General features: G+C 55.9%; 23 protein-coding genes, 1 tRNA gene and 2 pseudogenes. 14 read left to right on the plus strand and 12 right to left on the minus strand.

The genetic code is table 11. The features are described 5' to 3' along the window. The first annotated feature begins 69 nt into the window (after window positions 1-69). From ACEN8Q_RS06700 to ACEN8Q_RS06715, 4 genes are read left to right on the plus strand one after another with little or no spacing between them, the layout of a single operon-like run. Window positions 70-1,506: an amino acid permease gene (locus ACEN8Q_RS06700; protein ID WP_413704784.1), complete on the plus strand. Its 1,437-nt coding sequence runs from the start codon at window positions 70-72 to the stop codon at window positions 1,504-1,506. A 51-nt stretch (window positions 1,507-1,557) separates the two neighbouring features. After that, window positions 1,558-2,448 carry a LysR substrate-binding domain-containing protein gene (locus ACEN8Q_RS06705; RefSeq protein WP_413424262.1) on the plus strand — a complete coding sequence of 297 codons (891 nt, stop codon included), beginning with the start codon at window positions 1,558-1,560 and terminating at the stop codon, window positions 2,446-2,448. An 18-nt stretch (window positions 2,449-2,466) separates the two neighbouring features. Beyond that, window positions 2,467-3,855 carry a threonine synthase gene (gene thrC / locus ACEN8Q_RS06710; RefSeq protein ID WP_413424264.1) on the plus strand — a complete coding sequence of 463 codons (1,389 nt, stop codon included), beginning with the start codon at window positions 2,467-2,469 and terminating at the stop codon, window positions 3,853-3,855. Further along, on the plus strand, window positions 3,852-4,289 hold the full coding sequence (locus tag ACEN8Q_RS06715) for an Lrp/AsnC family transcriptional regulator (protein ID WP_413424266.1): 438 nt from the start codon (window positions 3,852-3,854) through the stop codon (window positions 4,287-4,289). Before thrC ends, ACEN8Q_RS06715 begins: the two co-directional genes overlap by 4 nt. A gap of 315 nt (window positions 4,290-4,604) precedes the next feature. Here ACEN8Q_RS06715 and ACEN8Q_RS06720 read toward each other — a convergent pair whose 3' ends face one another. Beyond that, window positions 4,605-4,994 carry a MerR family transcriptional regulator gene (locus tag ACEN8Q_RS06720; protein WP_413704785.1) on the minus strand — a complete coding sequence of 130 codons (390 nt, stop codon included), beginning with the start codon at window positions 4,992-4,994 and terminating at the stop codon, window positions 4,605-4,607. A 74-nt stretch (window positions 4,995-5,068) separates the two neighbouring features. Between ACEN8Q_RS06720 and ACEN8Q_RS06725 the strand changes: the two genes are divergently transcribed. The 4 genes from ACEN8Q_RS06725 (at window position 5,069) to ACEN8Q_RS06740 (ending at window position 10,173) form a co-directional block, all read left to right on the plus strand. Further along, complete coding sequence (locus ACEN8Q_RS06725; RefSeq protein ID WP_413704786.1) at window positions 5,069-6,148, plus strand: SDR family oxidoreductase; 1,080 nt, start codon at window positions 5,069-5,071, stop codon at window positions 6,146-6,148. A 325-nt stretch (window positions 6,149-6,473) separates the two neighbouring features. After that, a complete protein-coding gene (locus tag ACEN8Q_RS06730) occupies window positions 6,474-7,373 on the plus strand; it encodes a DMT family transporter (protein ID WP_413704787.1) in 900 nt (299 codons plus the stop codon). A gap of 328 nt (window positions 7,374-7,701) precedes the next feature. Then, entirely contained in the window at window positions 7,702-8,742 is a 1,041-nt protein-coding gene (locus ACEN8Q_RS06735; protein ID WP_413704788.1) for a homoserine dehydrogenase, read from the plus strand. A 12-nt stretch (window positions 8,743-8,754) separates the two neighbouring features. After that, entirely contained in the window at window positions 8,755-10,173 is a 1,419-nt protein-coding gene (locus ACEN8Q_RS06740; protein ID WP_413704789.1) for an aldehyde dehydrogenase family protein, read from the plus strand. Window positions 10,174-10,457: 284 nt separating this feature from the next. Here ACEN8Q_RS06740 and ACEN8Q_RS06745 read toward each other — a convergent pair whose 3' ends face one another. The 3 genes from ACEN8Q_RS06745 to ACEN8Q_RS06755 form a co-directional block, all read right to left on the minus strand. After that, a complete protein-coding gene (locus ACEN8Q_RS06745) occupies window positions 10,458-11,657 on the minus strand; it encodes an MFS transporter (protein ID WP_413704790.1) in 1,200 nt (399 codons plus the stop codon). 86 nt (window positions 11,658-11,743) lie between these two features. After that, window positions 11,744-12,766 (minus strand): alpha/beta hydrolase, encoded by a 1,023-nt coding sequence (locus tag ACEN8Q_RS06750; RefSeq protein WP_413704791.1) that lies wholly within the window; start codon window positions 12,764-12,766, stop codon window positions 11,744-11,746. A gap of 53 nt (window positions 12,767-12,819) precedes the next feature. Continuing rightward, the gene (locus tag ACEN8Q_RS06755; protein ID WP_413424282.1) at window positions 12,820-13,869 is read right to left on the minus strand and encodes an NAD(P)-dependent alcohol dehydrogenase; all 1,050 of its coding nucleotides are present in this window, start codon (window positions 13,867-13,869) and stop codon (window positions 12,820-12,822) included. A 165-nt stretch (window positions 13,870-14,034) separates the two neighbouring features. Here ACEN8Q_RS06755 and ACEN8Q_RS06760 point away from each other — a divergent pair, with 165 nt between their 5' ends. Then, window positions 14,035-14,952 carry an AraC family transcriptional regulator N-terminal domain-containing protein gene (locus ACEN8Q_RS06760; protein WP_413424284.1) on the plus strand — a complete coding sequence of 306 codons (918 nt, stop codon included), beginning with the start codon at window positions 14,035-14,037 and terminating at the stop codon, window positions 14,950-14,952. 99 nt (window positions 14,953-15,051) lie between these two features. Here ACEN8Q_RS06760 and ACEN8Q_RS06765 read toward each other — a convergent pair whose 3' ends face one another. Both ACEN8Q_RS06765 and ACEN8Q_RS06770 read right to left on the minus strand, forming a co-directional pair. Next, on the minus strand, window positions 15,052-15,261 hold the full coding sequence (locus ACEN8Q_RS06765) for a hypothetical protein (RefSeq protein ID WP_413424342.1): 210 nt from the start codon (window positions 15,259-15,261) through the stop codon (window positions 15,052-15,054). Window positions 15,262-15,608: 347 nt separating this feature from the next. Next, the gene (locus ACEN8Q_RS06770) at window positions 15,609-16,142 is read right to left on the minus strand and encodes a tautomerase family protein (RefSeq protein ID WP_413424286.1); all 534 of its coding nucleotides are present in this window, start codon (window positions 16,140-16,142) and stop codon (window positions 15,609-15,611) included. Between the two features lie 73 nt (window positions 16,143-16,215). Between ACEN8Q_RS06770 and ACEN8Q_RS06775 the strand changes: the two genes are divergently transcribed. After that, window positions 16,216-17,292: a GlxA family transcriptional regulator gene (locus ACEN8Q_RS06775; RefSeq protein ID WP_413424288.1), complete on the plus strand. Its 1,077-nt coding sequence runs from the start codon at window positions 16,216-16,218 to the stop codon at window positions 17,290-17,292. 9 nt (window positions 17,293-17,301) lie between these two features. Then, a pseudogene (locus ACEN8Q_RS06780) lies at window positions 17,302-17,403 on the plus strand (antitoxin); the annotation flags it as partial. 137 nt (window positions 17,404-17,540) lie between these two features. Here the strand turns inward: ACEN8Q_RS06780 and ACEN8Q_RS06785 are convergent. From ACEN8Q_RS06785 to ACEN8Q_RS06795, 3 genes are all read right to left on the minus strand, one after another. After that, complete coding sequence (locus tag ACEN8Q_RS06785) at window positions 17,541-18,509, minus strand: endonuclease (RefSeq protein ID WP_413704792.1); 969 nt, start codon at window positions 18,507-18,509, stop codon at window positions 17,541-17,543. A gap of 67 nt (window positions 18,510-18,576) precedes the next feature. Further along, window positions 18,577-19,032 carry a VOC family protein gene (locus ACEN8Q_RS06790; RefSeq protein WP_413424292.1) on the minus strand — a complete coding sequence of 152 codons (456 nt, stop codon included), beginning with the start codon at window positions 19,030-19,032 and terminating at the stop codon, window positions 18,577-18,579. A gap of 193 nt (window positions 19,033-19,225) precedes the next feature. Beyond that, window positions 19,226-19,301 (minus strand) — tRNA-Phe (locus ACEN8Q_RS06795). Between the two features lie 158 nt (window positions 19,302-19,459). Between ACEN8Q_RS06795 and ACEN8Q_RS06800 the strand changes: the two are divergent. After that, window positions 19,460-19,570: pseudogene (locus tag ACEN8Q_RS06800) on the plus strand (antitoxin); the annotation flags it as partial. Window positions 19,571-19,859: 289 nt separating this feature from the next. On the opposite strand, the gene ACEN8Q_RS06805 reads toward ACEN8Q_RS06800, so the two are convergent. From ACEN8Q_RS06805 to ACEN8Q_RS06815, 3 genes are read right to left on the minus strand one after another with little or no spacing between them, the layout of a single operon-like run. Then, window positions 19,860-20,534: a histidine phosphatase family protein gene (locus ACEN8Q_RS06805; RefSeq protein WP_413424294.1), complete on the minus strand. Its 675-nt coding sequence runs from the start codon at window positions 20,532-20,534 to the stop codon at window positions 19,860-19,862. A 33-nt stretch (window positions 20,535-20,567) separates the two neighbouring features. Beyond that, entirely contained in the window at window positions 20,568-20,780 is a 213-nt protein-coding gene (locus tag ACEN8Q_RS06810; protein ID WP_413424296.1) for an AbrB/MazE/SpoVT family DNA-binding domain-containing protein, read from the minus strand. Between the two features lie 22 nt (window positions 20,781-20,802). Continuing rightward, on the minus strand, window positions 20,803-22,626 hold the full coding sequence (locus ACEN8Q_RS06815) for an NAD(P)-binding domain-containing protein (RefSeq protein WP_413424298.1): 1,824 nt from the start codon (window positions 22,624-22,626) through the stop codon (window positions 20,803-20,805). Window positions 22,627-22,871: 245 nt separating this feature from the next. Here ACEN8Q_RS06815 and ACEN8Q_RS06820 point away from each other — a divergent pair, with 245 nt between their 5' ends. After that, window positions 22,872-24,767, plus strand: a complete 1,896-nt coding sequence (locus ACEN8Q_RS06820) for a sigma-54-dependent Fis family transcriptional regulator (RefSeq protein WP_413704793.1) — start codon at window positions 22,872-22,874, stop codon at window positions 24,765-24,767. A 120-nt stretch (window positions 24,768-24,887) separates the two neighbouring features. After that, entirely contained in the window at window positions 24,888-25,187 is a 300-nt protein-coding gene (locus ACEN8Q_RS06825; RefSeq protein WP_413424302.1) for a chorismate mutase, read from the plus strand. The last annotated feature ends 26 nt before the right edge of the window (window positions 25,188-25,213 follow it).

Consider the following 25,213-nt stretch of genomic DNA (forward strand, 5'->3'; position numbering starts at 1 on the left):
ACGACAAAACTGTACTGCCCAAAAGCCGGTTACAAGGCGTTTGTCCGAACATTTCATGAGAATAAAACTATGTCCACGCATATCGAAGATAATCAACCCGATCCAGACTCGCGTTTCAAAAAGGAAATGCAAACACGCCACATCGTGATGTTGGCACTGGGCGGTGTGATTGGTACGGGGTTATTCCTTACCTCCGGTTACACGGTAAATCAGGCAGGGCCACTCGGTGCAGTGATCGCTTACATCATCGGTGCAGTGATGGTGTATTTAGTCATGGTCTGTCTCGGTGAGTTGGCCGTACAGATGCCAGAAACCGGATCTTTCAGTAGCTACGCAACGCGATACCTGGGCCCAGGCACAGGCTATACAGTGGCCTGGCTTTACTGGCTCACTTGGGCAGTAGCTATCGGTTCAGAATTTACAGCTGCGGGCATACTGATGGTTCGGTGGTTTCCTGACACACCGGTCTGGATTTGGAGTGCGCTGTTTGCCATTGCAGTTTTCTTGAGCAACGTTGTCTCTGTTAGGTTGTTTGCGGAGACTGAATTCTGGCTTTCGCTGATTAAGGTTCTGACCGTTATCACGTTCATTGTGATCGGCGGCGCGGCAATTTTCGGTCTTTTTCAAGTACAGAGTTTGCAGGGGGCGGGACTTTCCAACTTCACACGTGAGGGGCTTTTCCCCACCGGGTTCTTACCCATTGCAATGACTCTCCTGGCTGTTTCCTTCGCATTCTCCGGAACCGAGCTGATCGGGATTGCGGCAGGTGAAGCAAAAGATCCACAAACTAGCGTGCCCAAGGCAATCCGCACGACAGTGGTACGTTTGGCGCTGTTCTTCGTGGGGACAATTTTCGTCCTTGCGACGTTACTGCCACGAGAACAAGCGGGGCTCGTGGAAAGTCCGTTCGTGATGGTGTTTGAGCTGATTGGCATCCCATACTCTGCCGACATTATGAACTTCGTCATTCTCACGGCACTGATTTCCGCCGCTAACTCGGGGCTGTATGCCGCATCGCGCATGCTGTGGACATTGAGCGATCAAGGACATATGCCCAAGCGCTACGCCAGGCTCTCCAGTCGGGGCACACCGGTGAACGCCATCGTTCTTAGTATGGCGGGTGCAGTGGCTTCTCTGCTCAGCAGTGTGTTTGCCCCTGATACGGTTTACTTGGCCTTGGTGTCCATTTCCGGTCTGGCGGTCGTAGTCGTGTGGATGAGCATTGCCGCAAGCCAGATCGCGTTCCGTCGTCAATACGTCGCGAATGGCGGACGAGTTGAAGACCTGCATTTCCGCGTGCGTGGCTACCCATGGGTGCCTATCGGTGCACTGTTGTGTTGTCTGCTGGCCTGTGTGGGTATCGCTTTTGATCCTGAGCAGCGAGTGGCGCTTTACTTCGGTCTCCCCTTTATCGCGTGGTGTTATTTCGTTTACTGGATCACTCGTAACAAGAGAGCAGAGCGGTTGGCTTTAGCCGCAGCTGCTCATTCCTCTAGCACCGCGTGAATTTCTCAGGCAATGATTGAGCATAGATAAAACCCTGATGAGGTTGCGCCGATGAGTCAAAAGTCACTACCACCCTTGAACTGGTTGAGGGCATTCGAAGTATCGGCGCGTTATTTAAACTTTACCCACGCGGCGGATGAGCTCCATTTGACTCAAGGGGCTGTGAGTCAGCAGATCCGTCAGTTGGAAAGTCACCTCGGTGTGGCGCTGTTCAAGCGCTTACCTCGAGGGCTTGGCTTGACCGAGGAAGGGCAGTCGTACCTGCCTGTCGTACAAGACGCGATCAGTCGCCTGGCAGTCGGCACAAACGAGATTTTCGGCCAGCACAATCGAAGACATTTGAAGGTGCGCGGCAGCCTTTCCTTTCTTCACTATTGGCTAGCCCCCCGACTCGCAGATTTTTGTCGGGAGTATCCCCAGATTGATATTCGATATATCAGCAATATTTGGGTGAAAGAACCGGACGGCGAGGATGACCTGGAGATTCGCTGGGGATGCGGTGAGTGGTCGGGCTTGCACGCTCAGCGATTGACTTGGGACATCCTTCAGCCTGTTTGCTCCCCAGAGCTCATGGCCAGCTCACCCATACATGAGCCTCGCGACTTGATGAACCATTCTCTGCTTCATGTGCTGGGGTACGAAGAAGGTTGGGGTTACTGGTTGAAGCGAGTCGGAGCAGACGACGTCGACTATTCCCGTGGCCTTCAGTTTGACACGCTGATTTCCACGATCCGCATGGCCGAATTGGGGCAGGGTGTTGCGCTGGCACGGTCTTCCGTGGTCGAGGATCTGCTTAAGAGTGGACAATTGGTTGCGCCATTCAATCACCGAATCGAGGCAAGCGAATCCTTTTATCTGGTGCACGAACAGAACGAAGTGCTATCGCCTGATGCCGCTAATTTTTCTACCTGGCTGGTGGCTCAAGCCCATCGCCTTTTGTAAAACTGATTTGGAGTTGTCATGCATTATGTAAGCACTCGCGGCGGCGACATGCGTGCTGATTTTCGCAGTGTGGTTCTGTCGGGGCTCGCCGAAAATGGTGGTCTCTACGTTCCAGCCAGTTTGCCTGTCTTCACCGAGAAACAGATTGCCAGCTGGTCGTGGCTGCCGTTTGATGAGTTGGTGTGGCGAGTGGTTTCGCCTTTTGTTGGCTCTTCCATAGACGAAAGCACCCTGCGTGCCTTGCTCAGTGACAGCTATCAACAATTCAAGCACCGCGCTATTACGCCGCTTGAACAGATCGGGCATAACGAGTGGATACTCCAGCTGTTTCATGGCCCGACTGCTTCTTCCAAGGATTTCGCCGCGCAATTGCAGTCGCGCCTGGTCAAGCATTTTCTGCAGGAGGTCGGTAAAGAAGCATTGGTAGTCGGTGCAACTAACGGTGATACCGGCGTCGCGGCGCTTGAAGCCTTTGCTAACTGCCCGGCCGCCCGCATGGCGATACTGTATCCGCGCGACGGGCTTGCGCCAGAGCAACTCAGTGCCTTGCAGGCAGCCGACCCGCAGTGGGTTCAGCTGTTTCCGGTTGACGGTAATTTCGATGATTGCCAGACGCTGGTCTCCCGACTCTTGCGTGAGTGGCCATTGGACGGAGTGTTGCCGGTCTGTTTCAACTCGACCAATTGGATCGGCGTCCTGGCCCAGATCGTTTTTTACTTCCACGCGGCATTGCAACTGGGCGGCGGTTCGCGTCCCGTTGGCTTTAGTGTTCCAGCTGCCAGTTCGGCCGAGATCTACGCCGGCTACATTGCGCAGAAAATGGGATTACCCATCAATCAGGTGATCATTTCCACCAACAGCAATGATGCCCTGCACCAGTTTTTTCATTGCAATCGCTACTCCACCCGGATGACTGATCGAACAGTGTCGCCGGCGATGGACTTCTCGCTGTTTTCCAACCTGGAGCGGTTTATCTGGGAAATTTACGAGCACGATGGCTGCTCAACAAAAGCGCTGATGGAGCATTTTGAAAATTGCGGAGAAATGAGCATCGGCAACCAACAATGGCTGCGTGCCCGAGTACTCTTCGACTCCTATGCGGTAGACGAATCCCAGGTGCGCGATGAGGTGGTCGAGCTGTACCGAGAGACAGGCTCGGCCATTGATCCTCACACCGCTGTAGGTGTATTGGCCGGCAGACTTCATCGACGCAGCCTGGGCGCGCCGATGGTCACCTTCGGGCAAATTGCGCCAGCCAAGTCAGCGGCGCTGTTGGCCGAATTGGGCGTCTGGCAAGCAAGCGCTCCGAGCACTGTTGAGGTGCGCGCGCAACCACCGTACCTGGCCAAGGGCGATCTGGACGGTCTGTGCCAGGCTCTTCGTCTGGCGCAGCAGAGGCTTGTATGAAGCGCATTCTCGATTCGTTGGACGAACGCATACTGGCCGAACTTACCGCCAATGCGCGAATAGCCCATATCGAACTGGGCGCCAAGATCAACTTGTCGCGCAATGCGGTGCGTCAGCGCATCGAGCGGCTTGAGCGCGACGGTGCGATCCAGGGCTATACGGTACTTCTCGGTGAGTCGCGGCGGCCTGTGTCGCTCATCAGCGCGGTGATCTTTGTCTACCGCTACGACCGCATGCGTGGCGAAGAAGTCCTGACTGCGCTGCGCTCCATTCCCGAAGTCGTGCAATGTGAAGTACTCAGTGGTGAGTTCGATTTAATGCTGCGTGTGAATGCCGCCACACCTGAACGTGTCCATCTCGTGTGGAAGGAAATCGCGGCCATGCCAGGGGTGGAAAACACCGTGACATCGTTTGTCCTTTCTGCGGTGTTTTGACAACTGAGTAACTGCATTGACCTGACCAGCCATTTGCATCGGGCCTGACCAGCACGCTTCGTAGTCTTGACCATCAGAGAATGACCCAAAGCAGACATCATGTGTCTAGCAAATCCGGAGCAATTCATGCCGATGCGGCGGCCGAGCGAGATTATCGAGTTGCTGCGGCATAGATAAGCGCCCGTTTAACCACGCAAGGTCTTTTGGGCGGACGCTTACTGTCCAGGGCCAGGCCACAAGGTTTTAGAAAATGCGTAAGCGATGGGCTTGAAACTGGAAGCAGGCTGCAGCCTCCGTTTCCCGGATGCTGACAGTTCAGTTGGAAGAGTTGTTCAGCTGCTGAAGCTCAAGTTGCTTGGCAGCACTGGCTTCGAGGATTGCACGCTCTTCATCCAGATACCGATAAATGCTTTGGAAGTTGGCGATTTTCTGTTTGATTTCTGCCATCTTCTTTTCAATCAGCTTAGCGCCGTCAGCACAATCGATCAGCTTGTTCCGCTGCGCATCCAGAATCTCGCCTATTTCCCCCAAGGAAAACCCCATGCTTTGCGCGCGCTGGATAAAGTCCAGATCCTGCAGAGTTTGCGCTGTATAAACGCGATATTTGTTAGCTTGCCGCAGCGGTGAGATCAGGCCGATTTGCTCGTAGTAACGCAGCGTATGGCGGCTGGCGCCGCTGCGGGCCTCGAGTTCGCCGATTTTCATGAAAACACCGCTTGACTATAGAGTTGGGTCGATAGTTTACGCTTGATTTCTCACCTTAAACAAGGAGCAGGGAAATGAGCGTGGAGTGCTTTGTCACGGGGGGTACCGGCTTCATCGGTCAACATTTGGTGGCGTACCTGAGTGCAAAAGGTCACACCATTCGGGTGTTGATGCGTCGCCCAGAGCGACTGGCTGCACTGCGGGAGCAAGTCGACAATTTGGGAGGGTGCGCAACCCGGGTATTTGCCGTAGCCGGCGATCTGGAACGGGACAACCTCGGGCTGAGTCTTGCTGACCGAGAAGTGCTAAGGCACGCCAGAGTCATATTCCACCTGGGCGCCCACTTCGCATGGGGGCTTTCAGTGGAGCATTCTCGTGCGGTGAATGTGGAAGGGGCAAAGCGCGTGGCGCTGTTGGCGGCTGAGCAAAAAAGCCGGTTAGTGATGATCGGCGGCTACATGCTGAAAAATCATGAACATCTGCAACGCATCGGAATTGATCCTCGGTATCCGGAGCTGACGAATTGGCCTGCCGTCTACCGGCATGTCGGTGGTTACGAGGGGAGCAAGCTGGAGGCGCATTTTGCGACCCTGGATGTCATGTCCGCCAAAGGCGGGGAGATTACCGTTGTCCACCCCGCGACGGTTTGTGGCCACAGCCGCACGGGGCATATCCTTGACGGTCAGCCGCTGGTAGAGCTGATACGCAACCTTGTGCAGGGAAAGCTGACTGCAGTGCCCGGTACCGCCGAGCACTGGCTGCCACTGGTCACCGTGGATTACCTGGTTGAGCTGGTGGCGGTTTGTGCTTTTGATCCTGCCATGGTGGGCCAGGAACTGCTGGCGCTTGATGAGCAAACTCCCAACTTGCGAGAACTCCTGGTACAGGTGGCACAACCTTTGGGCTTAAAGTCTCCCAAGCACTACATTTCACTCCGATTGCTGAAGTTGCTACTGAGTATTCCTCCCCTCGCGCGGTTTTTGAATACAAAACCCGAAGCCTTGGACTTTATCCAGACCACTCGTTTTGATATAGCGGCGGTCGAGCAATTTGCCAACAGGCATGGAATAGCCAAACCGGATATACGTCAGTCTTTGCAGCACACTGCAACGTTCGTCTACTCATATTGCATAGCCAAGGGCCAGGCCCTCTGACTCTCCCTTGGGGGCGACAAAGTCGTTAGCCCCGATTAAGTGGACTTTCCTAAGGTAAGCAATGCGGATTCATCAACTTGGAAGTGCAACCATCGTGCTTGAAATCGACCCTTGTCGAGTCATGTTGATCCTATGCCGGGAGAACAGGGTGCACAATCGCCTCTAGCTTGGGGGGTATGTTTAATTAACACTCAATCGCCTCAGCCATCCGCTTGAGCACTAATAAATACTGGGGTTGGTGGGATCTTCGTATCCTCAAACTTTGCGCCGTCGATGTAGGGCGGCATTCTATCGAACGACAATTCAGCGACAGGGATCGTCATCAATGCAATCTACTTTCAGCAAAGGCGTCATGTTTGCACTCTCCGCTGCGGCACTGAACGCAACGATCGGTGTACTCAGCAAAGTCCTCATGAGTAATGGCTTCACTGCCAGCAGTGTGGCTGTCATCAAAACCGTACTTGGTTGCGTGCTTCTCTCGATCTTACTGTTTTTCCTCAAGCGCCCGGCGTCCACGGCCAAATGGACTCAGGCGGCTATCTGCGCCTTCCTGGGCATCTTCGTGCTGTTCCATTTCGAAACGTCCGCCTATCGACACTACGCTGCGGCAGGTGTGGTGGTGGTGCTGATGGCCAGTGCCTCGATTTCCTCGATCATCCTGGGGCGCATCTTCCTCAAGGATGCCATCACCGCGAACGCTACCTTGGGCGCCGCACTGGCTATCGCCGGGATCGCGGTGATCTTCGGCGGCGACCTGCAGCAGGGCTTTACCCTGCAAGGTGCTGCGCTCGCCTCCATGGCCGGCTGCGGCTATGGGGCCTTTTCGGTTGCCATGAAGCGTATGGGTGTGTCGGGGGGGCTGCACTTCACCCGACAATTGTTGTTCTTTGGCAGCCTGTACCTGCTGATGCCGGCTGCGGCCGATGGTTTCGCGATGGGCGAGCTGTCGCCGCTGGTGATCGCCGCGCTGCTGGCGCTGGCCGCGCTGCCGACCATCCTGGGCTTCTTCTGCACCACCAAGGCCATCGAGTATCTCAAGCCATCCCAAGTGCAAGCGCTGGAGCTGACCGAGCCACTGTTCGCCGCGCTGCTGGCGTTTGTGGCGCTCAATGAAGTACCGCGCGAAAGCCTGTACGCGGGAGCGGCACTGATCATCGTCGGCCTGTGTTTCTCCAATGAGCTGGTCCGCTTGGGCAGCAAAGCATCCGTCCCTTCGACCGAGTGAGCTATTTTCGGATCCTGATTACTTCAGCAATCAGTGGTTTTTCAGTGTTTTGAGCGACTGACCGCTTCTGGCCGCTTTCTGCCCGTCGCCGCTACCGACGGCAATGGGCAATTCTTTGCCGATCATGGTTACGAAGCGTGCTGGTCAAATCCGATGCAATCGGTGGTCAGGTCGAATGCAAGCGGGTGATCATGCGAAGTGCAATTTCGCAGACAACATCGTGCTTGGGCAAAACGCCCAATTAATACAGCACTCTGCCATATTCAACTGCCAAAGCCCGGCTCTTAAGCTGTTCCTATCGAACAACATCAATATAGGAACAGCGGTTATGACTGAGTACAAAATTGCCTTGGTAGGGTTTGGTGGCGTGAACCGTGGCTTCGCCCAATTGGTCGCCGATCGTAATGCCGAATGGAAAGAGGCCCTGGGCTTCACTATCAAAATTATCGGTGTCACCGATCTGTTCCTCGGCTCCATCGTTGCCAAGGACGGTCTGGATGCAAAGCTGTTGGTTGCGCTGCCGGTTGAGAAAGGCGCACTCGCTCAACTGCCCGGCGGCAATGCCGAGGCCTTCAACGAAACCGTGATCAAGCATTCCGGTGCAGACATCATCGCTGAGGCCACTTTCACCAATCCGGTGGATGGCGAGCCCGCAACTACCTTTTGCCGCTGGGCCTTGGAAAGCGGCATTCATGTAGTGACCACCAATAAGGGGCCTATTGCGCTGCACGGTGCCGAGCTCAAGGCATTGGCCCGTCGCAACCAGGTTGCTTTCGAGTACGAGGGGGCGGTGATGAGTGGCACCCCCGTAATTCGTCTGGCCAGGCAGGCCTTGGCGGGTGCCAACGTGCAAGGCTTCGAAGGCATCCTGAACGGCACCTCCAACTACGTGCTCACCCAGATGAAAGACGGCCTGGCGTTCAACGATGCCGTCGTACAAGCGCAACAGCTCGGCTACGCCGAGGCAGATCCAACCGCCGATGTGGAAGGGTTTGACGTACGCCTCAAGGTGGTGATCCTGGCCAACGAACTGCTCAATGCACGACTGAATGTCAGCGATGTAGCATGCTCGGGTATCAGCAATATCAGCGCGCAAGATATTGCCCAGGCAAGTGCCAATGGCGCGAGCTGGAAACTGATTGGCTCAGCCGATCGTGCAGCAGATGGCTCGGTTCGAGCGAGTGTGGAAGCTCGGTTACTGCCGAACTCACATCCTCTTGCCGGAATCAGCGGTGCTACGAATGCCGTGTCATTCAATACCGAACTGCTGGGAGCTGTCACAGTGTCCGGGCCTGGGGCAGGGCGTATCGAGACGGCCTTCGCATTGCTGTCGGATATCGTCGCCATCCACTCCGCCCACGGCAAATAAGAGGAGATAGTCATGAGCGTATCCAGCATGGCCAGTATCCAGCTTGTTGAAGCCAAACAGATTGATGTGTTCAGTCCATTCGATGGTCGCTTGGTAGGGAGCGTCCCTTGCCTCGATGCAGCCGCAGTTCCTGGCTTGCTGGAACGCGCGCGAATCGGCGTACGCGAGAGTGCGGCAATGCCTCGTCACCTGCGTGCGCGCATTCTTGAGGACGCGGCCCGGCGTGTAGAGCTTGAGGCTGAAGCGTTTGCCAAACTCATTGTTGCAGAGGCGGGGAAGACGCTGCGACAAGCAGAGAAGGAAGTGAAGCGTTGTGTGAACACGCTGAAGCTATCGGCGCAGGAGGCTCGTCGTAACGCCGGGGAAGTGATTCCATTTGGGGCTTATGAAGGATCGGAGTCGCGTCAAGGTTGGTTCACGCGGGAACCGTTGGGGCTTATCGTCGCGATCACTCCCTACAACGATCCACTGAATTTGGTCGCCCATAAACTCGGCCCGGCAATCGCCGGTGGCAATGCGGTGATTTTGAAACCTTCGGAACTCGCGCCGTTGTCTGCTCTCAAGCTCGTTGAGTGCTTGGTGAAAGCGGGTCTTCCACCCTCTGTGATTACCCCGGCTACCGGTGGCGTCGACTTGGGTAAAGCATTGGTGGAGGTTCGCGAAGTTCGGATGATTTCCTTTACGGGTGGTTTTGCCACGGGTGAGGCCATTGCTCGTAGTGCAGGGTTGAAGAAGCTGGCAATGGATCTGGGAGGAAATGCCCCGGTTCTTGTGCTTGAAGATTGTGATATCGAACCGACCGTGGAGTCCTGTGTGTCTGGTGCCTTTTGGGCAGCAGGGCAGAATTGCATCGGCACTCAACGCATCCTTATACACAGTTCAATTTATGAGGACTTCCGTGAGCGTTTTGTCAGCCAAACGCGTGCCCTGGTAGTGGGTGATCCTGATCAGCGAGCAACGGATGTAGGCCCGATGATTACGGAACAGGCGGCCCGTCGTACCGAACAACTGGTAAATGAAGCACTGGCCGAGGGGGCCGTTCTTCTGTGTGGACACCATCGCCAAGGGGGAAGCTATGCGCCGACCGTGCTTGAGCATGTGAGGCATGGCAGTACGATTTGGCAGCAGGAAGTCTTCGCGCCGGTGGTTATCCTGGAGCCTTTTGACCATCTGGAAGACGCTATTGCTCTGGCCAACGCTCCTGAGTACAGCTTGCATGCGGGACTCTTCACACGTGATCTTTCCAAAGCCTTGAAATTGGCGCGGCAAATTGAAGCGGGTGGCGTGATGATCAATGATTCTTCCGATTATCGTTTCGATGCCATGCCTTTCGGTGGTTTCAAGTACGGAAGTTTGGGGCGCGAAGGTGTTCGGTTTGCGTATGAGGATATGACGCAGCCTAAAGTGGTCTGCATCAGCGAGCTGGATTAAACGTACGAAGTAAATTGCCATCGGTTCACATCGGGTGGACGCTTTTATCTGACGCCCGATGTCCCCTGTGTTAAAAATGGAAGTAGATCGCACGAACTTACATGGAAGTGCACGTCCGATGCTTGGTGAGATATCCTGACCTCAACTGTAAAACGGTGAACGGACAACTTCTTTGGTTCACCCTATCTAACCTACTTGATCCGCAGGCGGGCCGTCACGTCCTGACTCCGAGCGTATGCTCGACCGAAACCACAAGACATGCAATGCCGTGCCTTGTGGTTATTTCAAGCGATGTTCACCACCGCAAGAGACTCTCGCGATGCTGCGCGTGCAGCCAGGTAGGCAAGAACGGCCGCCGCGCCCAGCAAGGTGGCGCTCAACTCGAAGGTCGCTCGATAGCCGCTCAAGTCAAAGACCAGCCCGCCAACGGTTGCGCCAGACGCGATTGCCAGTTGGATGATCGCCACCATTAACCCGCCTCCTGCTTCGGCAGCGTCTGGCAACGTTCTCGCCAGCCATGTCCACCATCCTACGGGCGCTGCAGTCGCAACCAGTCCCCATAGGCCTAGCAAGACAGTCGTGGTGGCCGCCGAGCTACCGAATGAAACAAGCGCCAGTGCAATCACCGCCATCAAGATCGGGATGACGATGAGCGTTCGATGCAGGCCGTTTTTCAAGAACGGTTCAATCAGGAAGGTTCCCGCGAGGCCCGCCAGACCCAGCACGAGCAACACCAGCGACAGCATGGAAACACTGACGTGCGTGACCGTTTCAAGGAAGGGCCGCAAATAGGTAAACAGCATGAACTGACCCATGAAAAAGACGCTGACCGCCACCATGCCTAACGCGACCGGTAGGCTTTTCATCAACCTGAAGACGTTTCCAGTGCCTGAGCCGCTGTGCGATTTCATCGCTGGAAGACTTAACGACAACCAGACACCGGCGACTATCGCGACTGGGATGACGCACAAGAATGCACCGCGCCAGCCAATCAAGGCACCGAGAAAACTGCCTAATGGCGCTGCAATCACCGTCGCCAAAGCGTTGCCGCCGTTGACGATTGCCATGGCCCGTGTGACCTGATCATCAGGTACCAGGCGCATGGCCGTCGCCGCCGATAATGACCAGAATCCACCGATTGCCACTCCGATCAGTGCTCGTCCGACCATGAAGACCCAGTAGTTCGGCGCGAACGCGACCACTGTTCCGGAAAGAATCATCATCAGTGTCAGTGAAAGAAGTAGTGCTTTACGGTCAACCCGTGCCGCCACCAGCGGGATAAGAAGGCTGGTGAACAAGGCAAACAGCCCCGAAACGGAGATCCCCTGACCGGCTTGCCCCTCGGTGATATGCAGATCTGCGGCAATCGGTGTCAGCAGGCTGACGGGCATGAACTCCGATGCCACGAGCACGAAGGCGGCGAGCGACATGGCGAATACGGCACCCCATGGTTTATGGGGCACTGGGAGGAGGTGATCAGTCATTGTTTGAATCCTGTATTGCGCGAAGCGTCGTAGCCCCGAAGGCGAGGCTACGAGAGAACCGATGCCCGGCCAGGGCACCGACCGGGCTACTTCAGGTTGCTTTTGAAGAACGTGGTCAACTTGGCGAATGGAATGAGGCTGACCCGGTCGTAAAGATCCACGTGTCCGGCATCTGGAATAATGAGCAGCTCTTTAGGCTCGGCAGCCCGCTGGTAGGCATCCTCACTGAACTCGCGTGAGTGGGCTTGGGCGCCAGCAATAAACAACAATGGGCGCGGGGAGATAGTCTCGATGTCATTGAACGGGTAGAAGTTCATGAACTTCACGTTGCTGGTCAGCGTCGGCATGGTGGTTGTTTGTGGCGTTGCGCCTGCCGGAGTGACCTCACCTCGTGGGGTGCGATAGAAGTCGAAGAACTCGTCGCCTACTTCGTTGCCGGTCAGTTTGAGCGGCGTGCCGCCGGTGTAGCGGATTTCGCCACCCTGGAATTCCGCATAGCGTTGCTCGGACGCTTCGCGAATGATCTGCTGGCGTTGTTCGAGAGTCACGGCGTGTTTGAGTCCGTTACGGTTGGCCGCTCCCATGTCATACATGCTGACGGTGGCGATTGCCTTCAGGCGTGGATCTATCTTGGCCGCGCTGATGGCGAAGCTGCCACTGCCGCAGATGCCGATGACGCCAATACGCTCACGGTCGACTATGGGTCGAGTGCCGAGAAAATCTACGGCGGCACTGAAGTCTTCTGCGTAGATATCTGGTGAGACTGCCTGACGAGGTGTACCTTCGCTCTCACCCCAGAAAGACAAGTCCAGCGACAGTGTGACAAAGCCCTGCTCGGCCATTTTGGTGGCGTACAGGTTTGCGCTCTGCTCCTTCACTGCCCCCATGGGGTGGCCGACGATAATGGCGGCATTTTTCGCTTTGGGGTTGAGTCCCTTCAAGGTGAACAGGTTGCCCGCCACCTTCATACCGTATTGATTTTTGAAGGTGACCTTTTCAACGGTCACTTTCTCGCTTTTGTAGAAGTTGTCCGCGCCGTTGGACATATCGGCTCCCATTGAGGAAAAAGAGGTAACGAGCAGCCCCAGGGCTAGCAAAATTCCTTTCACTGGATATTCCTTTCGATTGCATGGTTGTTCGCTGGAGTTTTTGACTCAGGCGTTTAGTCAGCCAACGTGGCGTTGTCGATTACAAAGCGGTACTTGACGTCGCCCTTGAGCATTCGCTCATAGGACTCGTTTATCTGATCGGCTCGAACCAGTTCGATGTCGGCGACGATGCCGTGCTCGGCGCAGAAATCCAGCATCTCCTGGGTCTCGGGAATGCCGCCGATCATCGAGCCGGCAATTGTTCGGCGCTTCATGATCAGGTTGAATACGTTCGGCGACGGATGTGGCGATGCGGGCGCACCGACGAGAGTCAGTGCGCCATCGCGCTTGAGCAGCACCAGGAAAGCATCGAGATCGTGCGGGGCTGCGACGGTGTTGAGAATGAAGTCAAAGCTCTTGGCATGCGCGGCCATTTCTTCGGCATTGCGCGACACGACAACCTCGTCGGCGCCCAATTGCTTCGCCGCCTCGCGCTTGGACTCTGAGGTAGTGAACGCAACGACGTGGGCGCCCATCGCATGCGCTAGTTTGATGCCCATGTGGCCCAGGCCACCGATGCCCACCACGCCGATTTTCTTGCCTGGCCCAGCGTTCCAGTGACGAAGCGGGGAGTACGTGGTAATGCCCGCACACAACAGCGGCGCGACGGCTGCCAATTGGTCTTCGGGATGGCGGATGCGCAGTACATAGCGTTCATGCACCACAATGTTTTGCGAGTAGCCGCCGAGTGTCCAGCCGGGTACGTCCGGGGTCGGGAAGTTGTAGGTGCCGATCATGCCGTCGCAGTAGTTTTCCAGACCCGTGGCACAGTCGTCACAGTGTTTGCAACTGTCGACGATGCAACCGACGCCGACCAGATCGCCGACTTTGAAACCCGAAACATGCGCGCCTACTGCCGATACGCGGCCAACAATTTCATGCCCAGGTACGCAGGGAAATTGCGTGCCTGCCCACTCGGCACGCACCTGATGCAGATCCGAATGGCAGATACCACAAAAGGCGATATCGATCTGAACATCATGGGCGGCGGGTGCACGGCGGCTGATCTGCAACGGCTCAAGCGGTTTGTCGCCCGCGTGAGCACCATAGGCTTGTACAAGCATGGGAAAGTCCTGAATGGCGGTGTCGGATGATCATTTTCCGGCTCTGCCCAGAGACTCTGTAGAGCATTCCGCTTGATTACTTGCCTGATCCTATGAGTCTTGGCTTTTTTGCAGGACGGTCGCCAGCTGGCGAGTTAGAGTTCAGCGAAGAGGTACAAGACGAACATGACGATCAAACACGAAACCGCAGCTGCATACACATCCCCCCAAGAAGCGCTTGCGCATACCATTGGTGCTCGGATCTCAAAGCCTGGTGACTGCGCTACTTCGATTGCTGGCCTGGGCTTTTATCGGCGTGAGCATCCTTCTCCCCCCGTCGTTTGCATGGTCGAGCCGAGCATCATTCTTGTCGCTCAGGGCCAGAAGCAGCTGTGGGTAGGTGGCGAAGGTTATCCGTATGACACGTCGCGATTCCTGGTCACGTCATTGGACTTGCCAGCCAATTCAGAGGTGCTTGTTGCAAGCCCGGAAAAGCCATGCCTGGGGCTGACTTTGAAACTCGATCTGCGCATGCTGGCTGAGCTGATAGCGCAAAGTGACCTGCCACCAATCCGGGATCGATCAGATGCGAAAGGGGTAGGAATTGGTTCAGTGACCCTGGCAATGCTGGCGTCATTCGAGCGCTTATTGGCACTGCTCGATGAGCCGGAGTCCATCCCTGTTCTCGCACCCTTGATCCAGCGGGAGATTCACTACCGTCTCTTGCAGAGTGATCAGGCGGGTCGACTACGACAAATCACATCCGTCGATGGCCAGGGTTACCGGATCGCCAAAGCCATCGATTGGCTGAAGTTGAATTACACCTTGGCGCTTCGCGTGGAGGAACTGGCTGCCCGAGTACAGATGAGCACGCCGACGTTTCACCACCACTTCCGCCAACTCACCGCAATGAGTCCCTTGCAGTACCAGAAATGGCTGCGATTGAATGAGGCGAGGCGATTGATGCTCAATGAACACCAGGACGTATCGAGCGCGGCTTTCAAGGTCGGCTATGAAAGCCCGTCGCAGTTCAGTCGCGAGTACAGTCGACTGTTTGGCGTACCCCCCAAGCGGGATATTGCGGTATTGCGAGGGCAGGGGTAGCGGCATAAATGCACGCCTGAGCGGTGTTTGAACGGAGAGATTGTTTGCTGGTTGAGAAACTGTCGACTGTCCGCTCTTTCCAACACCCTGAGGCAAACATCACTCCGGTGTCATGAGCACCGCGAGCGTCATATTGATGAACTCTTCATTCCTACTGATGGCCTGCAGAGCACCTCGAACGCTCTCGGCTACGTCATTTGATCCGGGCTGTTCAACCCAATTCGTGAGTTCCATGATGGCGGCCTCAAGGGCAAGCTGGTTTTGATTGATCTTGAATAGCAGGGATATGCTGGACTGAGCTGCGACAATTTATGACAGGGCACTGTGATTCTCTGCTTGAGGGCAGAGACTTCGCGGGAGGTGGGAGGGCAGGTCGTGTCAAATCATTCTGTGTACGAGTCAATGCATGCCCATAGCTAAGCTGTGGGTGACGTAAATGGAGAGGTCGCTCCTTCGGGCCAATGGGCCCGGCTCACCAAATCAGCCGAGCATCTCCTTAATGATGGATGCAACATTCCTGGCATCGTCGATCCCTCGGTGATAGGTACCCTGCTGGTCAATGCCTTTCATGTCGGGTTCTCCATCGATTGTATGAAGGTTGTCAGCGAGCATAGGCATCCTCTCTCGTCCCGCTGAATAGAACACGAGGAGCGTTGCTACGACTTGGCAACTCCAGCACTAGCGGCATCAACAGCGGCTCCTAGCGTGATGCGTGCCTTTTCGCGCCGTCTGCGCGCGAGTCGCTCCTCGCCGCCGCTCCGTTCGGACTCACCGGCCAGAAGTGCATGAATGTCGGGCAGCGTGTAAATGGCGCCACGACTGCCCCACGTACCCTCCGGAATTTCCGTCGGGAAGACCCAGACGCGCGGGGCAACCTCTTCGAGCAGTCGGTTCTCGGCGCGAGCCACCGCTTCCGTGACTGCTTTAACCAGTGCTCGGCGAGACTCGTCCGTGTATTGCCCCTCAGGCGCCGAAGGAATGATCCGGTAGCGCACCGCTTTCGAAGGTTCTCCGCCGACGAATACTGCAGCGGGTCGATGCAGATGGAACACAGATACGCTCTGAGCAATCGGATTGCTCGGATCATATCCTTCCGCTTTGATCAGAATGTCAGTCAATTCTTTAACCAGGCGTGCTTCCGCTTCAGGCGTCAAGGCATCTTCCGGCCACAGTGCGTCGATCATTGGCATGGTGCCATTCCCTCTTCAGGTGTTTTGGTTTGGTAATCATCGGGCTTTACGAGACAACCAGGGAGTGGCAGCATTGCCATTATTCGAGGAATTTAAGACATTCACGGAAATGATCACAATCCGGATCTGGGTCTACGACGGAATTCTGGCATCCGGCGTCGCGGGCCCCATCGACGTCCTCAGCGCCGCCAATCATCTTATTGCGCGCGAGGCTGCGGGCAGGCCCGGCGCTTTACCCATGTTCGCATGGAGCGTGGAATCGCTTGACGGACAAGCGGTAAAGGCAGCGTCGGGCCAAAGCATTTCGGTGGACGGCAAAATCGATCCACGCAAACGCGCAGACGCCGTTCTGTTGACAGCCCCGTTTGTTTCGAACATGGATGAGTTCATCGGCCGCCATGAGCAGTTGAATGCGCTGTCTTCGGCGCTACGGCATCAACACAAGGCGGGCGCCGTACTGGCCACATACTGCACCGGCAACTACCTGCTTGCCGAGGCAGGCTTGCTGGACGGCCGAGTCGCTACGACACACTGGGCCAAGGCGGCTGATTTCGCCCGACGCTATCCGCGTGTCGAACTTCGGGCCTGGGAAGTCCTGACCGGGCAAGATGGGATTATCTCGGGTGGTTCAGTGACATCGTATCTCAACCTCGCCGTGCGGCTGGTCGAAATGTTCGCCGGTGAGAAGTTTGCCGCGATGACCGCCAAGTCGCTATTTATCGACATGAACCGGACTTCTCAGGTTTCTTACGCGAAGCTTCTCGACGAACACGGGCATTCCGATTCGCTCGTCGCGCGAGCTCAACAGCGCATGGAGACGACACTTCAGCAGAGGTTTCTGCTGAGTGAACTCGCCGCCTGGCTCGCTGTTAGTGAACGGACGCTTAACCGGCGTTTCAAGCAAGCAGTAGGCCTGGCGCCATTGGCGTATCTGCAGAACCTGCGCATCGAAGTCGCTAAACAGTTGCTGGAATCAAGGCCCATCGGCATCGATGAGGTCAGCCAGCGCGTCGGCTATGGAGACGTCAGCACATTTCGGCAGCTGTTCAAGCGCAAGACCGGTCTCTCGCCGAGCGAATATCAAATGCGATTTGCGCGCGCTTCCTTGGTAGACGATATAGAACGCGAGTCGTACAGCACTGTTGATTGACAATCTCGAGGGCTTTGTTCGAAACGGCCCTTGGAGATGCTCGGGACGAGAGTAGAAACTGAAGCTGTCCTCGATCTGATCGGTCGACTAGAGAGGGGAGTGGTTGTTTGAGCTTCATCGCGCCACACCTGGCAGTGGAAGCTGACGCTGATTGTTGCTATCGCTCCTTTGGGCCCGTGAGGCCCGGCTCGACATAATGCTTTACCGAGCCGGAAACCCCCATAGCGTTCCGCCAATACAAGATCGCGCTACTTGCAGTTGCCTGCCTTTCGATATCCCGCTGCCCGAGCTTCAGATTCTGAGGTGAAGGAAACCTGATTCTTTTCGGACACCTGACCATAACCAGGACACCCCATAGAGAGGTGGTAGACCTGGCTCTTTCGGTTGCCAATGATCGAACCTACTCCGGTCGCGCTTGCTAGGGTTGGCTGGGCGGCTACTCGCGGAGGATTAACAGGAATGGCGCTAACTACCCCATCACCAACCGCCTTGTACCCTTGTGACCATTGACGCTCGCCAGTTACAAATGGATTGGAGTGCCCCATGATTGCTGCAATGCGTCGATCCCGCTCTTTTTCCCAAGACGACACCGGGTACTGCTTGTCCCAGGCCATCAGTAGCTGTTGCTGCTGACGAGACATACTCAGTTTGTATCTGTCGAACATGTAAAAGGTTGTCCTCGCGACCAACCCTTTGACCTCGTCACGCGGCTCCGCAGCACGTTGATCGAAATCAACCCGCGTCTTGCACTGCCCATACTGCGGCGCTACCCCAGAGGCCATCCCGTAATTGAAATTGCTGCGGTCGCCATTTACCTCCCCGACAGATGGGTAGAGGTTGAACAGATCAGCTTCCATCGCTCGGAATACGGGATCATCATCCACGCAATGTTCTCGGCCACCGTTCTGCCAGCATTGGCGTTGGTTACCGAATGTCCAGGCAGGAACGATGTGTTCCCATTCAGTCCGTTCCGCGCGGCTCTGTTGTTTCCTGGTTTGATAGCCGCAAGACTCAGCATCAATCCGGCCACCTGACTTACCTACCCATGTCCATTTGCAGCCGCAATACAGCTCGCCCATGGCACTGTTCGCCTGGTCGAGGTAGATCTTTTGCTTGGCGATGACCTTGGCTTCGGAAAAGGTCGATGGAGGGCTTGAGAAGGCGGGGGTGATTACTGAGAAGGTCAGCAGCGCTACTACGGAAAGCAGTTTTTTCATTGGAAAGCATTAGCAAATTAAGGGCGCGCATTGTACTCACGACGCCCACGCCCACTGCAGAATTTTCTTAGGAAAACGCAGCCTCGATAAATGCCTCCAGCGCTTTATCTTCCAGTATCTCAATAGAGAAGTGCCCGAAGCGTTTGGGCAACCAAATGATGCGTGCCCCAGACGGGGATTGCAGGTTCGCACGAGCCAATGGCTTTCCATTTTCGTCTTCTGGCTGAACACCTGCGGCCATCAATTCGTCATAGGCTTTCTCGATGTCCGGTGTCGAGTAGCAGTGGCGGTAAATCATCCCTTCACCCGACGAATCCAATAACTCTTTCAAGTTCCCCGCCAACGGCTGTACCAACATGAAACGCTCTTGGCCAATCAGCGCAATCGCATAGCGCACGTGCAGACCACCTCGTTCCCAGACGAGCGTTTTGGAGATCCTGGCGTTTAGTATCTGTGCGTAGTAAGCACTGGCTTCGTCGAGATTCTTGACCAGTACATCTACGTGACTGAACTTCAGATCCATCGCAGCCCTCCTGTTGAACCGGCGTTCATGAAAGGGGCCAGCGTAGCAGGACGCCTAGCACTAAGCCCTCGAATCGGAGACTTAAATGCACGCGCTCTTAAAGGGGGTGGATAGATAGTGTGTTTACAAACAGCTGCGGTGCCCGCAAATAAAAAACCCCTGAAACCATAAGGAGTCAGGGGTTTAGAAATAATGGTGCCCAGAGACGGAATCGAACCGCCGACACGGGGATTTTCAATCCCCTGCTCTACCGACTGAGCTATCTGGGCCGCGGCGGAATTAAACGTCTTTTACGGCTGAGGCGTCAAGCACGAAATCAAAAAAAACCAATGAATACCTATGCTTACGATTGCTCGTGATGTGGAAACCTCAAAACCGTGAGCTGGAGGTGGTTATCTGGCTCAGGTCATGAGCGAGTATGAAGTAACCCGTGCAAGGACTGGGTTCGAGGTGTTCCTTGGAAATGCTGGGCACGAGAGTAGAGACAGAAGCAGTCCTCGATCTGATCGGTCGACTGGAGAGAGGAGTTGTCTTTTGAGTTTCGTCATTAGCTTCATTCAAAAGAGACGCTGGTCGTTTTATCGCTCATTTGGGCAAGGCCAGGCTTTGCTTAGATTTTCCGGGAGGGGAGAGCGCAACATTGAGGTACCATTGAGCCAGTTACGCAGTCGGATTTGAATGATAGTTTTGAGCTCTTGACTCCGAGTTTGTTGGCTTGTAACGCAATTTTCTATGTGTAACGTTGCGATTGTTACGATGCACAAAATTACGTTACACCGAAGCTTCCGGGCTTGCTGGCGAGACAGCGAAGCTTGGCTAAAACGGTGTCACCGAGAACGTTCGCTTGTGCAGAACTCGTCGCTAAATCTCTCTTGATCAGTAGAGTCGATCTGCCATTCAACTATCCATCTGCCGTCGCTAAACACAAGCTGATAACTCGAGCAATTTCTAAAAGGTTTCCTCACATCGTGAGCTCGAAATTCACGCATGAGTTCGTATGAACGAGCGTGGCTTCCGTGCTTGATCAGCCAAGCGGCAGCTCTGATGAATTGCCCATGGCTAAAGACCAGGATGTTCTGAGCATCGTGATCCGCAAGCTTGGCCAGCATCGCATCTGCGCGCTCGAGCAGATGATCGAACGACTCAGCGCCAGGCCCATCAGTAAACTCCGCGGCACCATTTTTCCAATAGCTTTCCGCATGTGGTTTACGGTCGGTCTGTGTAGTGCCGGCGAAGCGGTTTGGGCTCAAATACGTAAATTCTTCGACCGGCCACACTTCGAATGACACGTCAGGGAAGCACCCTGTGGTTGGTAATGCGGTTGCGATAGCGCGCTCAAAGGGGGATGAGATGATCAGGTCGGGCGTGCACGTTATGGACTCAGCAAGTTCACGAGCTTGATGCAGACCGTTTTCAGTCAGTGGTATTGAGTCCGGTGCTGCCGTGGCTAGACCGGCGTTAGCGGAGCTCTCCGCGTGGCGGATCAACCTTACGAGTTTCATCGCGGGCCCTAGGTTTGATGCATAGGTGCTTCCTCATTTGTCCTCGGCGCTGACGTGCTGTTCGCTATTCCAGGTTTCTGTGAGCTCGTCTATGCGATCCGCAATTTGAGGCTTTTTTGATAGGACTAGGCAGCGCGTATTGCCGACAAACTCTTCGATCAAAAATACAGCATCGCCGACATTCTGTTCGAGCTCCTGCGGCGCTTCATCCGGAATGCGTCCGGGGCATTGTGGAGAGGCGCCCAACCACGGCTGGGCGCCATTTGACTCAGCCTGTGTGGTGACTCTCGGCAAGACCGTAGACGGATGTGTCGATACCTTCGAAGCGCGCTTTTAACTGCAGTGCCAGATACAGCGAATAATGCCGTGACTGATGCAGGTTGCCACCGTGGAACCAGAGGTTTTCCTGCTGTGTTGGCTTCCACATGTTCCGCAGTTCGCCCTCGTACGGGCCAGGATCATTCGTGGTTCCAGAACCCAAGCCCCAGCAGCGGCCGACCTTGTCAGCTACTTCCTGGGAAATCAGCTTCGCCGCCCAACCATTCATTGAGCCATAGCCCGTGGCGTAGACGATCAGATCTGCCGGTAGTCGGCTGCCATCGTTGAGTACGACGGCATCTGCTTCGATGCGTTCGACACCCAGACCAGGCGCGCTCTTGAGCTTGATCGTGCCATTAGCGATCAGTTCGGAGGCGCCGACGTCGATGTAGTAGCCAGAACCACGGCGTACGTACTTCATGAAAAGGCCAGACTCGTCGTCACCGAAATCGAGCATGAAGCCGGCCTTGGCCAAGCGCTCGTAGAAATCCTTGTCACGCTCCTTGATCGCGTCAAAGATGGGTTGATGAAAGCTTGGCATAACCTTGTAGGGGATCGAGGCGAACAGCATGTCAGCCTTGTCCGTGGTCAAACCCGTCTCCAGGGCGTCTTCAGAGTAGAGCCCGCCGAAGACGAGATCCATTAAACTGTCGGAACGCACGATGTGGGTGCTGGAGCGTTGCACCATGGTCACCTCGGCGCCGTTCTCCACCAAGTCGGCGCAGATGTCGTGAGCCGAATTGTTCGCACCGATGACCACCGCGCGCTTGCCGCTCCAGGCGTCTCCACCGGGATGGCGGCTGGAATGATGCTGCTGGCCATTGAAAACCTCGGCACCCGGATAACCAGGAACATTGGGTACGCCAGACATGCCGGTGGCGAGGATCAACTGGGTCGGTTGTAAAGTCACACGCTCGCCATCGCGCTGCACTTCAACCTTCCAGGTGCCACTTTGCTCGTCAAAGCTGGCGTTCACGCATTCTGTACGCGGCCAATAATTGAGCTCCATGACTTTGGTATACATTTCCAGCCAGTCGCCAATCTGGTCTTTTGGGGTGAAGACCGGCCAGTGATCGGGGAAGGGCAGGTAAGGCATATGGTCGTACCAGACAGGGTCGTGTAAGCACAGCGACTTGTAGCGACCGCGCCACTGATCGCCAGGACGCTCGGCTTTGTCGACGATCAGGGTTGGCACGCCCATTCGCTTGAGTCGCGCAGCGAGCCCCAGCCCACCCTGGCCGCCGCCTACGATCAGGCAGTAAGGTTGGGTGGTGATGCCTAGCGAAGCTTCTTCATCACGACGGCGCTCCAGCCAGTTGCGTTTGTCGGCGTGGGCGTGACCATGACTGGCACCCATTGGGCGACGGCGGCCGCTGGGTTCTTCAAAGCCTTTGAGCTCGCGCATGGTCGTCAACAGCGTCCAGCACAGGCCCTCCTTTAGACGCACGTAGCCTTTAGCTCGCGCCGCATCGGTTTCCAGGCTGATCCAGCCTTCGAGCACACCATTATTCAGCGTCGCCTCACCCTCCAGTTTCCATCGCTCAGGACGAGTCTGGTCGAGGCGTGTTTCGAGCATGTCTCGGATGGCAGGCTTGCCTTCCAAGGTCACCAGGTTCCAGCTGAAAAGTAGCAGGTCACGCCAGTGACACTCTTCGGCAAACAGTTCCAGTACGCCGTCCAAATCACGTTGGACGAGACGCTCGTTGAGGCTTTCGACCCAAGCCGCGAGCTGAGCAGTTGGCGTGTGCAGAGGTGTTTCAACAGCGATGTTCATGGGGCTTCTCCCGATCTTGTTGTTTTTGTAACAACTTGCCCCAGAGCAAGGCCCGGGCCATCTTCATGAAAGCCCCGGTGCAGAGCGGCTGCTGCAGTACTGCTCAGGCTTTGACTCGGATCTATGTCACGATTCCGGGAATGGTGGATGACAGAGTGTCACCCGGTGCAAAAAGCGCTCGTTGCGATCTTTTCATATAAGCTGCGAACAGACCCGTGTCCTGACCGTAGCGGAGAACAAGAACAATGAAGCCGGCCTTGATCAACGCCCATGCACAGCAAGTGCTACAAGCCGTGCAGGGCACTATCGCCAGCCACAGCCCTACTGCTGACCTGGCCATCACACGATCCTGGCGCCGGTGCCTGGATCAGTATCAGCTCGATCCTGCCAGTCGCCGCGCACCTAACGTGGTTGAGCATCCACGCTTGCAGGATCATCGCGCGCCACTGGAACACATCATCGCTGTGGCGCATTGGCAGATGAGCAACTTGCACCAACAACTCGGACGTGATGGCCACGTGGTGCTACTCACCGATGCTCGCGGTGTGGCGATCGACAGTGTGTTTAACGAATCCGAACGAGCGGAGTTTCAGCGTTCCGGGCTGTGGCTCGGCTCGGTATGGAGTGAAGATTGTGAGGGCACCAACGGTGTCGGCACCTGCCTGGTCGAGCGACAGCACGTAACCATCCGCCGTGATGAGCATTTCCGTGGCAAGCACGTCGGTCTGACCTGTTCGGCGAGCCCGATATTTGATGCGAGTGGTGAGTTGCTAGCCGTGCTCAATCTCTCTTCTGTGAGGGATGACCACAGTCTTCAGCAACACTTCCAGGCCATGGCATTGACCAACCTGTCAGCCAAGTTGATCGAGAGCTGTTTTTTCTTGGGGCATGATCCGCAGCGATACTTGCTGCGCTTCCACCCTGAGGCTGGCTTCGTTGGGCTGCTGGGTGAAGGCCTGCTCAGTTTCGACGAGAGTGCCCGTATCTGTTCAATCAATCATGCTGCGCTGGATCTGCTGGGCCTCAGCCGTGACCAGGTGGTTGGGCAATCTCTGACGATACTGCTGGAAACCCCTATTGATCAGGTGATGAGTCAGGCCAGCGCTCAGCCGAGTGTCTGTTGGCCAATGCGGCTGGTGGACGGACGCCTGCTCTACGGACAGTTGCGAGAACCCGCGCACCAGGCGCCCTTGGTCATTCCCCCAACTCCCATAATCAACGACGTACACGTGTGTCTGGAAGACCCGCGCCTGCAACGCGGTTTTGCTCGCGCATTGCGTGTTTTGGAGCGTGACGTTCCGGTGTTTTTACAGGGCGAAACCGGTACCGGCAAAGAAGCTTTTGCTGCGGCGCTGCATCGCGCCAGCTCCAGAGCGAGCCAGCCGTTTGTGGCGATCAATTGCGCGGCCATCCCAGAAACGTTGATCGAGAGCGAGCTGTTCGGCTATCGCGGCGGCAGCTTCACCGGCGCACGCAAGGACGGGATGATCGGTAAGCTGGAGCAGGTCCATGGCGGCATTCTATTTCTCGATGAAATCGCCGATATGCCACTGGCGTTACAGACTCGCCTGCTGCGCGTGCTGGAGGAACGTCAGGTGGTGCCGCTAGGTGGCGCAACGGCACGTCCGCTAGACGTACGCCTTATCAGTGCCAGCCACCAGGATCTGCAGGCCTGTGTGGCCGAAGGGCGCTTTCGCGAAGATCTTTTTTATCGCATTGCTGGCTTCGCCGTGCAGCTCCCGCCGTTGCGTGAGCGTTCAGACAAGGGCCGTTTGCTCGACCTTCTGCTGCGCGAAGAGACAAAAGGTGCAAGGATTCGACTGGAGGCGGGCGTCAGAGAGCTCTTGCTGAAGCAGCCTTGGCCAGGCAATGTCCGGCAGTTGCGTACGTGCTTGCGCACACTGGTAGCGTTGGCGTTGGAGGGGCGTGTCACTCTGGACGACTTGGCGGAGTTGCTGCCGGCAGTGCCAGCGACAGCCGCGCTGGCCGAAAATCCGCTTGGAGTATCCGAACGGCAGACGCTGCTAACGTTGATTGAGGCGGAACACTGGCATATCGCCCATGTTGCCGCCCGCCTAGGGATCAGCCGCAATACGCTCTATCGCAAACTGCGTCATCACGGTATTTCACGACCCGGTTGAATGCAGAATGACATCGTCGCGTTTCCTGCCTCTGTGGACTTGGACTGAGGGTAGAAACGACATGTGTTCTCGACTGCGGAAAAACTGACGCATTCCGGTTACTTAGAAGGAGATATTTATATGGAAGTACGTTGCACATCAATCGAAGAAGTTCGTCAGCACATAGACCGCATCGACCGCGATGTGGTTGCACTCCTCGCCAGGCGCGGCAACCTCGTCACCCAGGCGGCGGCTTTCAAGAAAACCACTGATGATGTGCGCGCTCCAGCGCGGGTTGAACAGGTCATCAGCAAAGTGCGCGGAATTGCAAACGATTCCGGTGCCTCACCTGATGTCGTGGAGCGGGTATACAGGGCCATGATCTCTGCATTCATTGACGAAGAGTTGAAAACTCACTCAGCCCTGAAAGATAAGTCTTAAAGTCGTCAGCTTTCATAATCACCGAG

This window comes from Pseudomonas sp. Pseusp16 (genome assembly GCF_047324915.1).
GTDB classification, from domain to species: Bacteria; Pseudomonadota; Gammaproteobacteria; order Pseudomonadales; family Pseudomonadaceae; genus Aquipseudomonas; species Aquipseudomonas fluorescens_CD.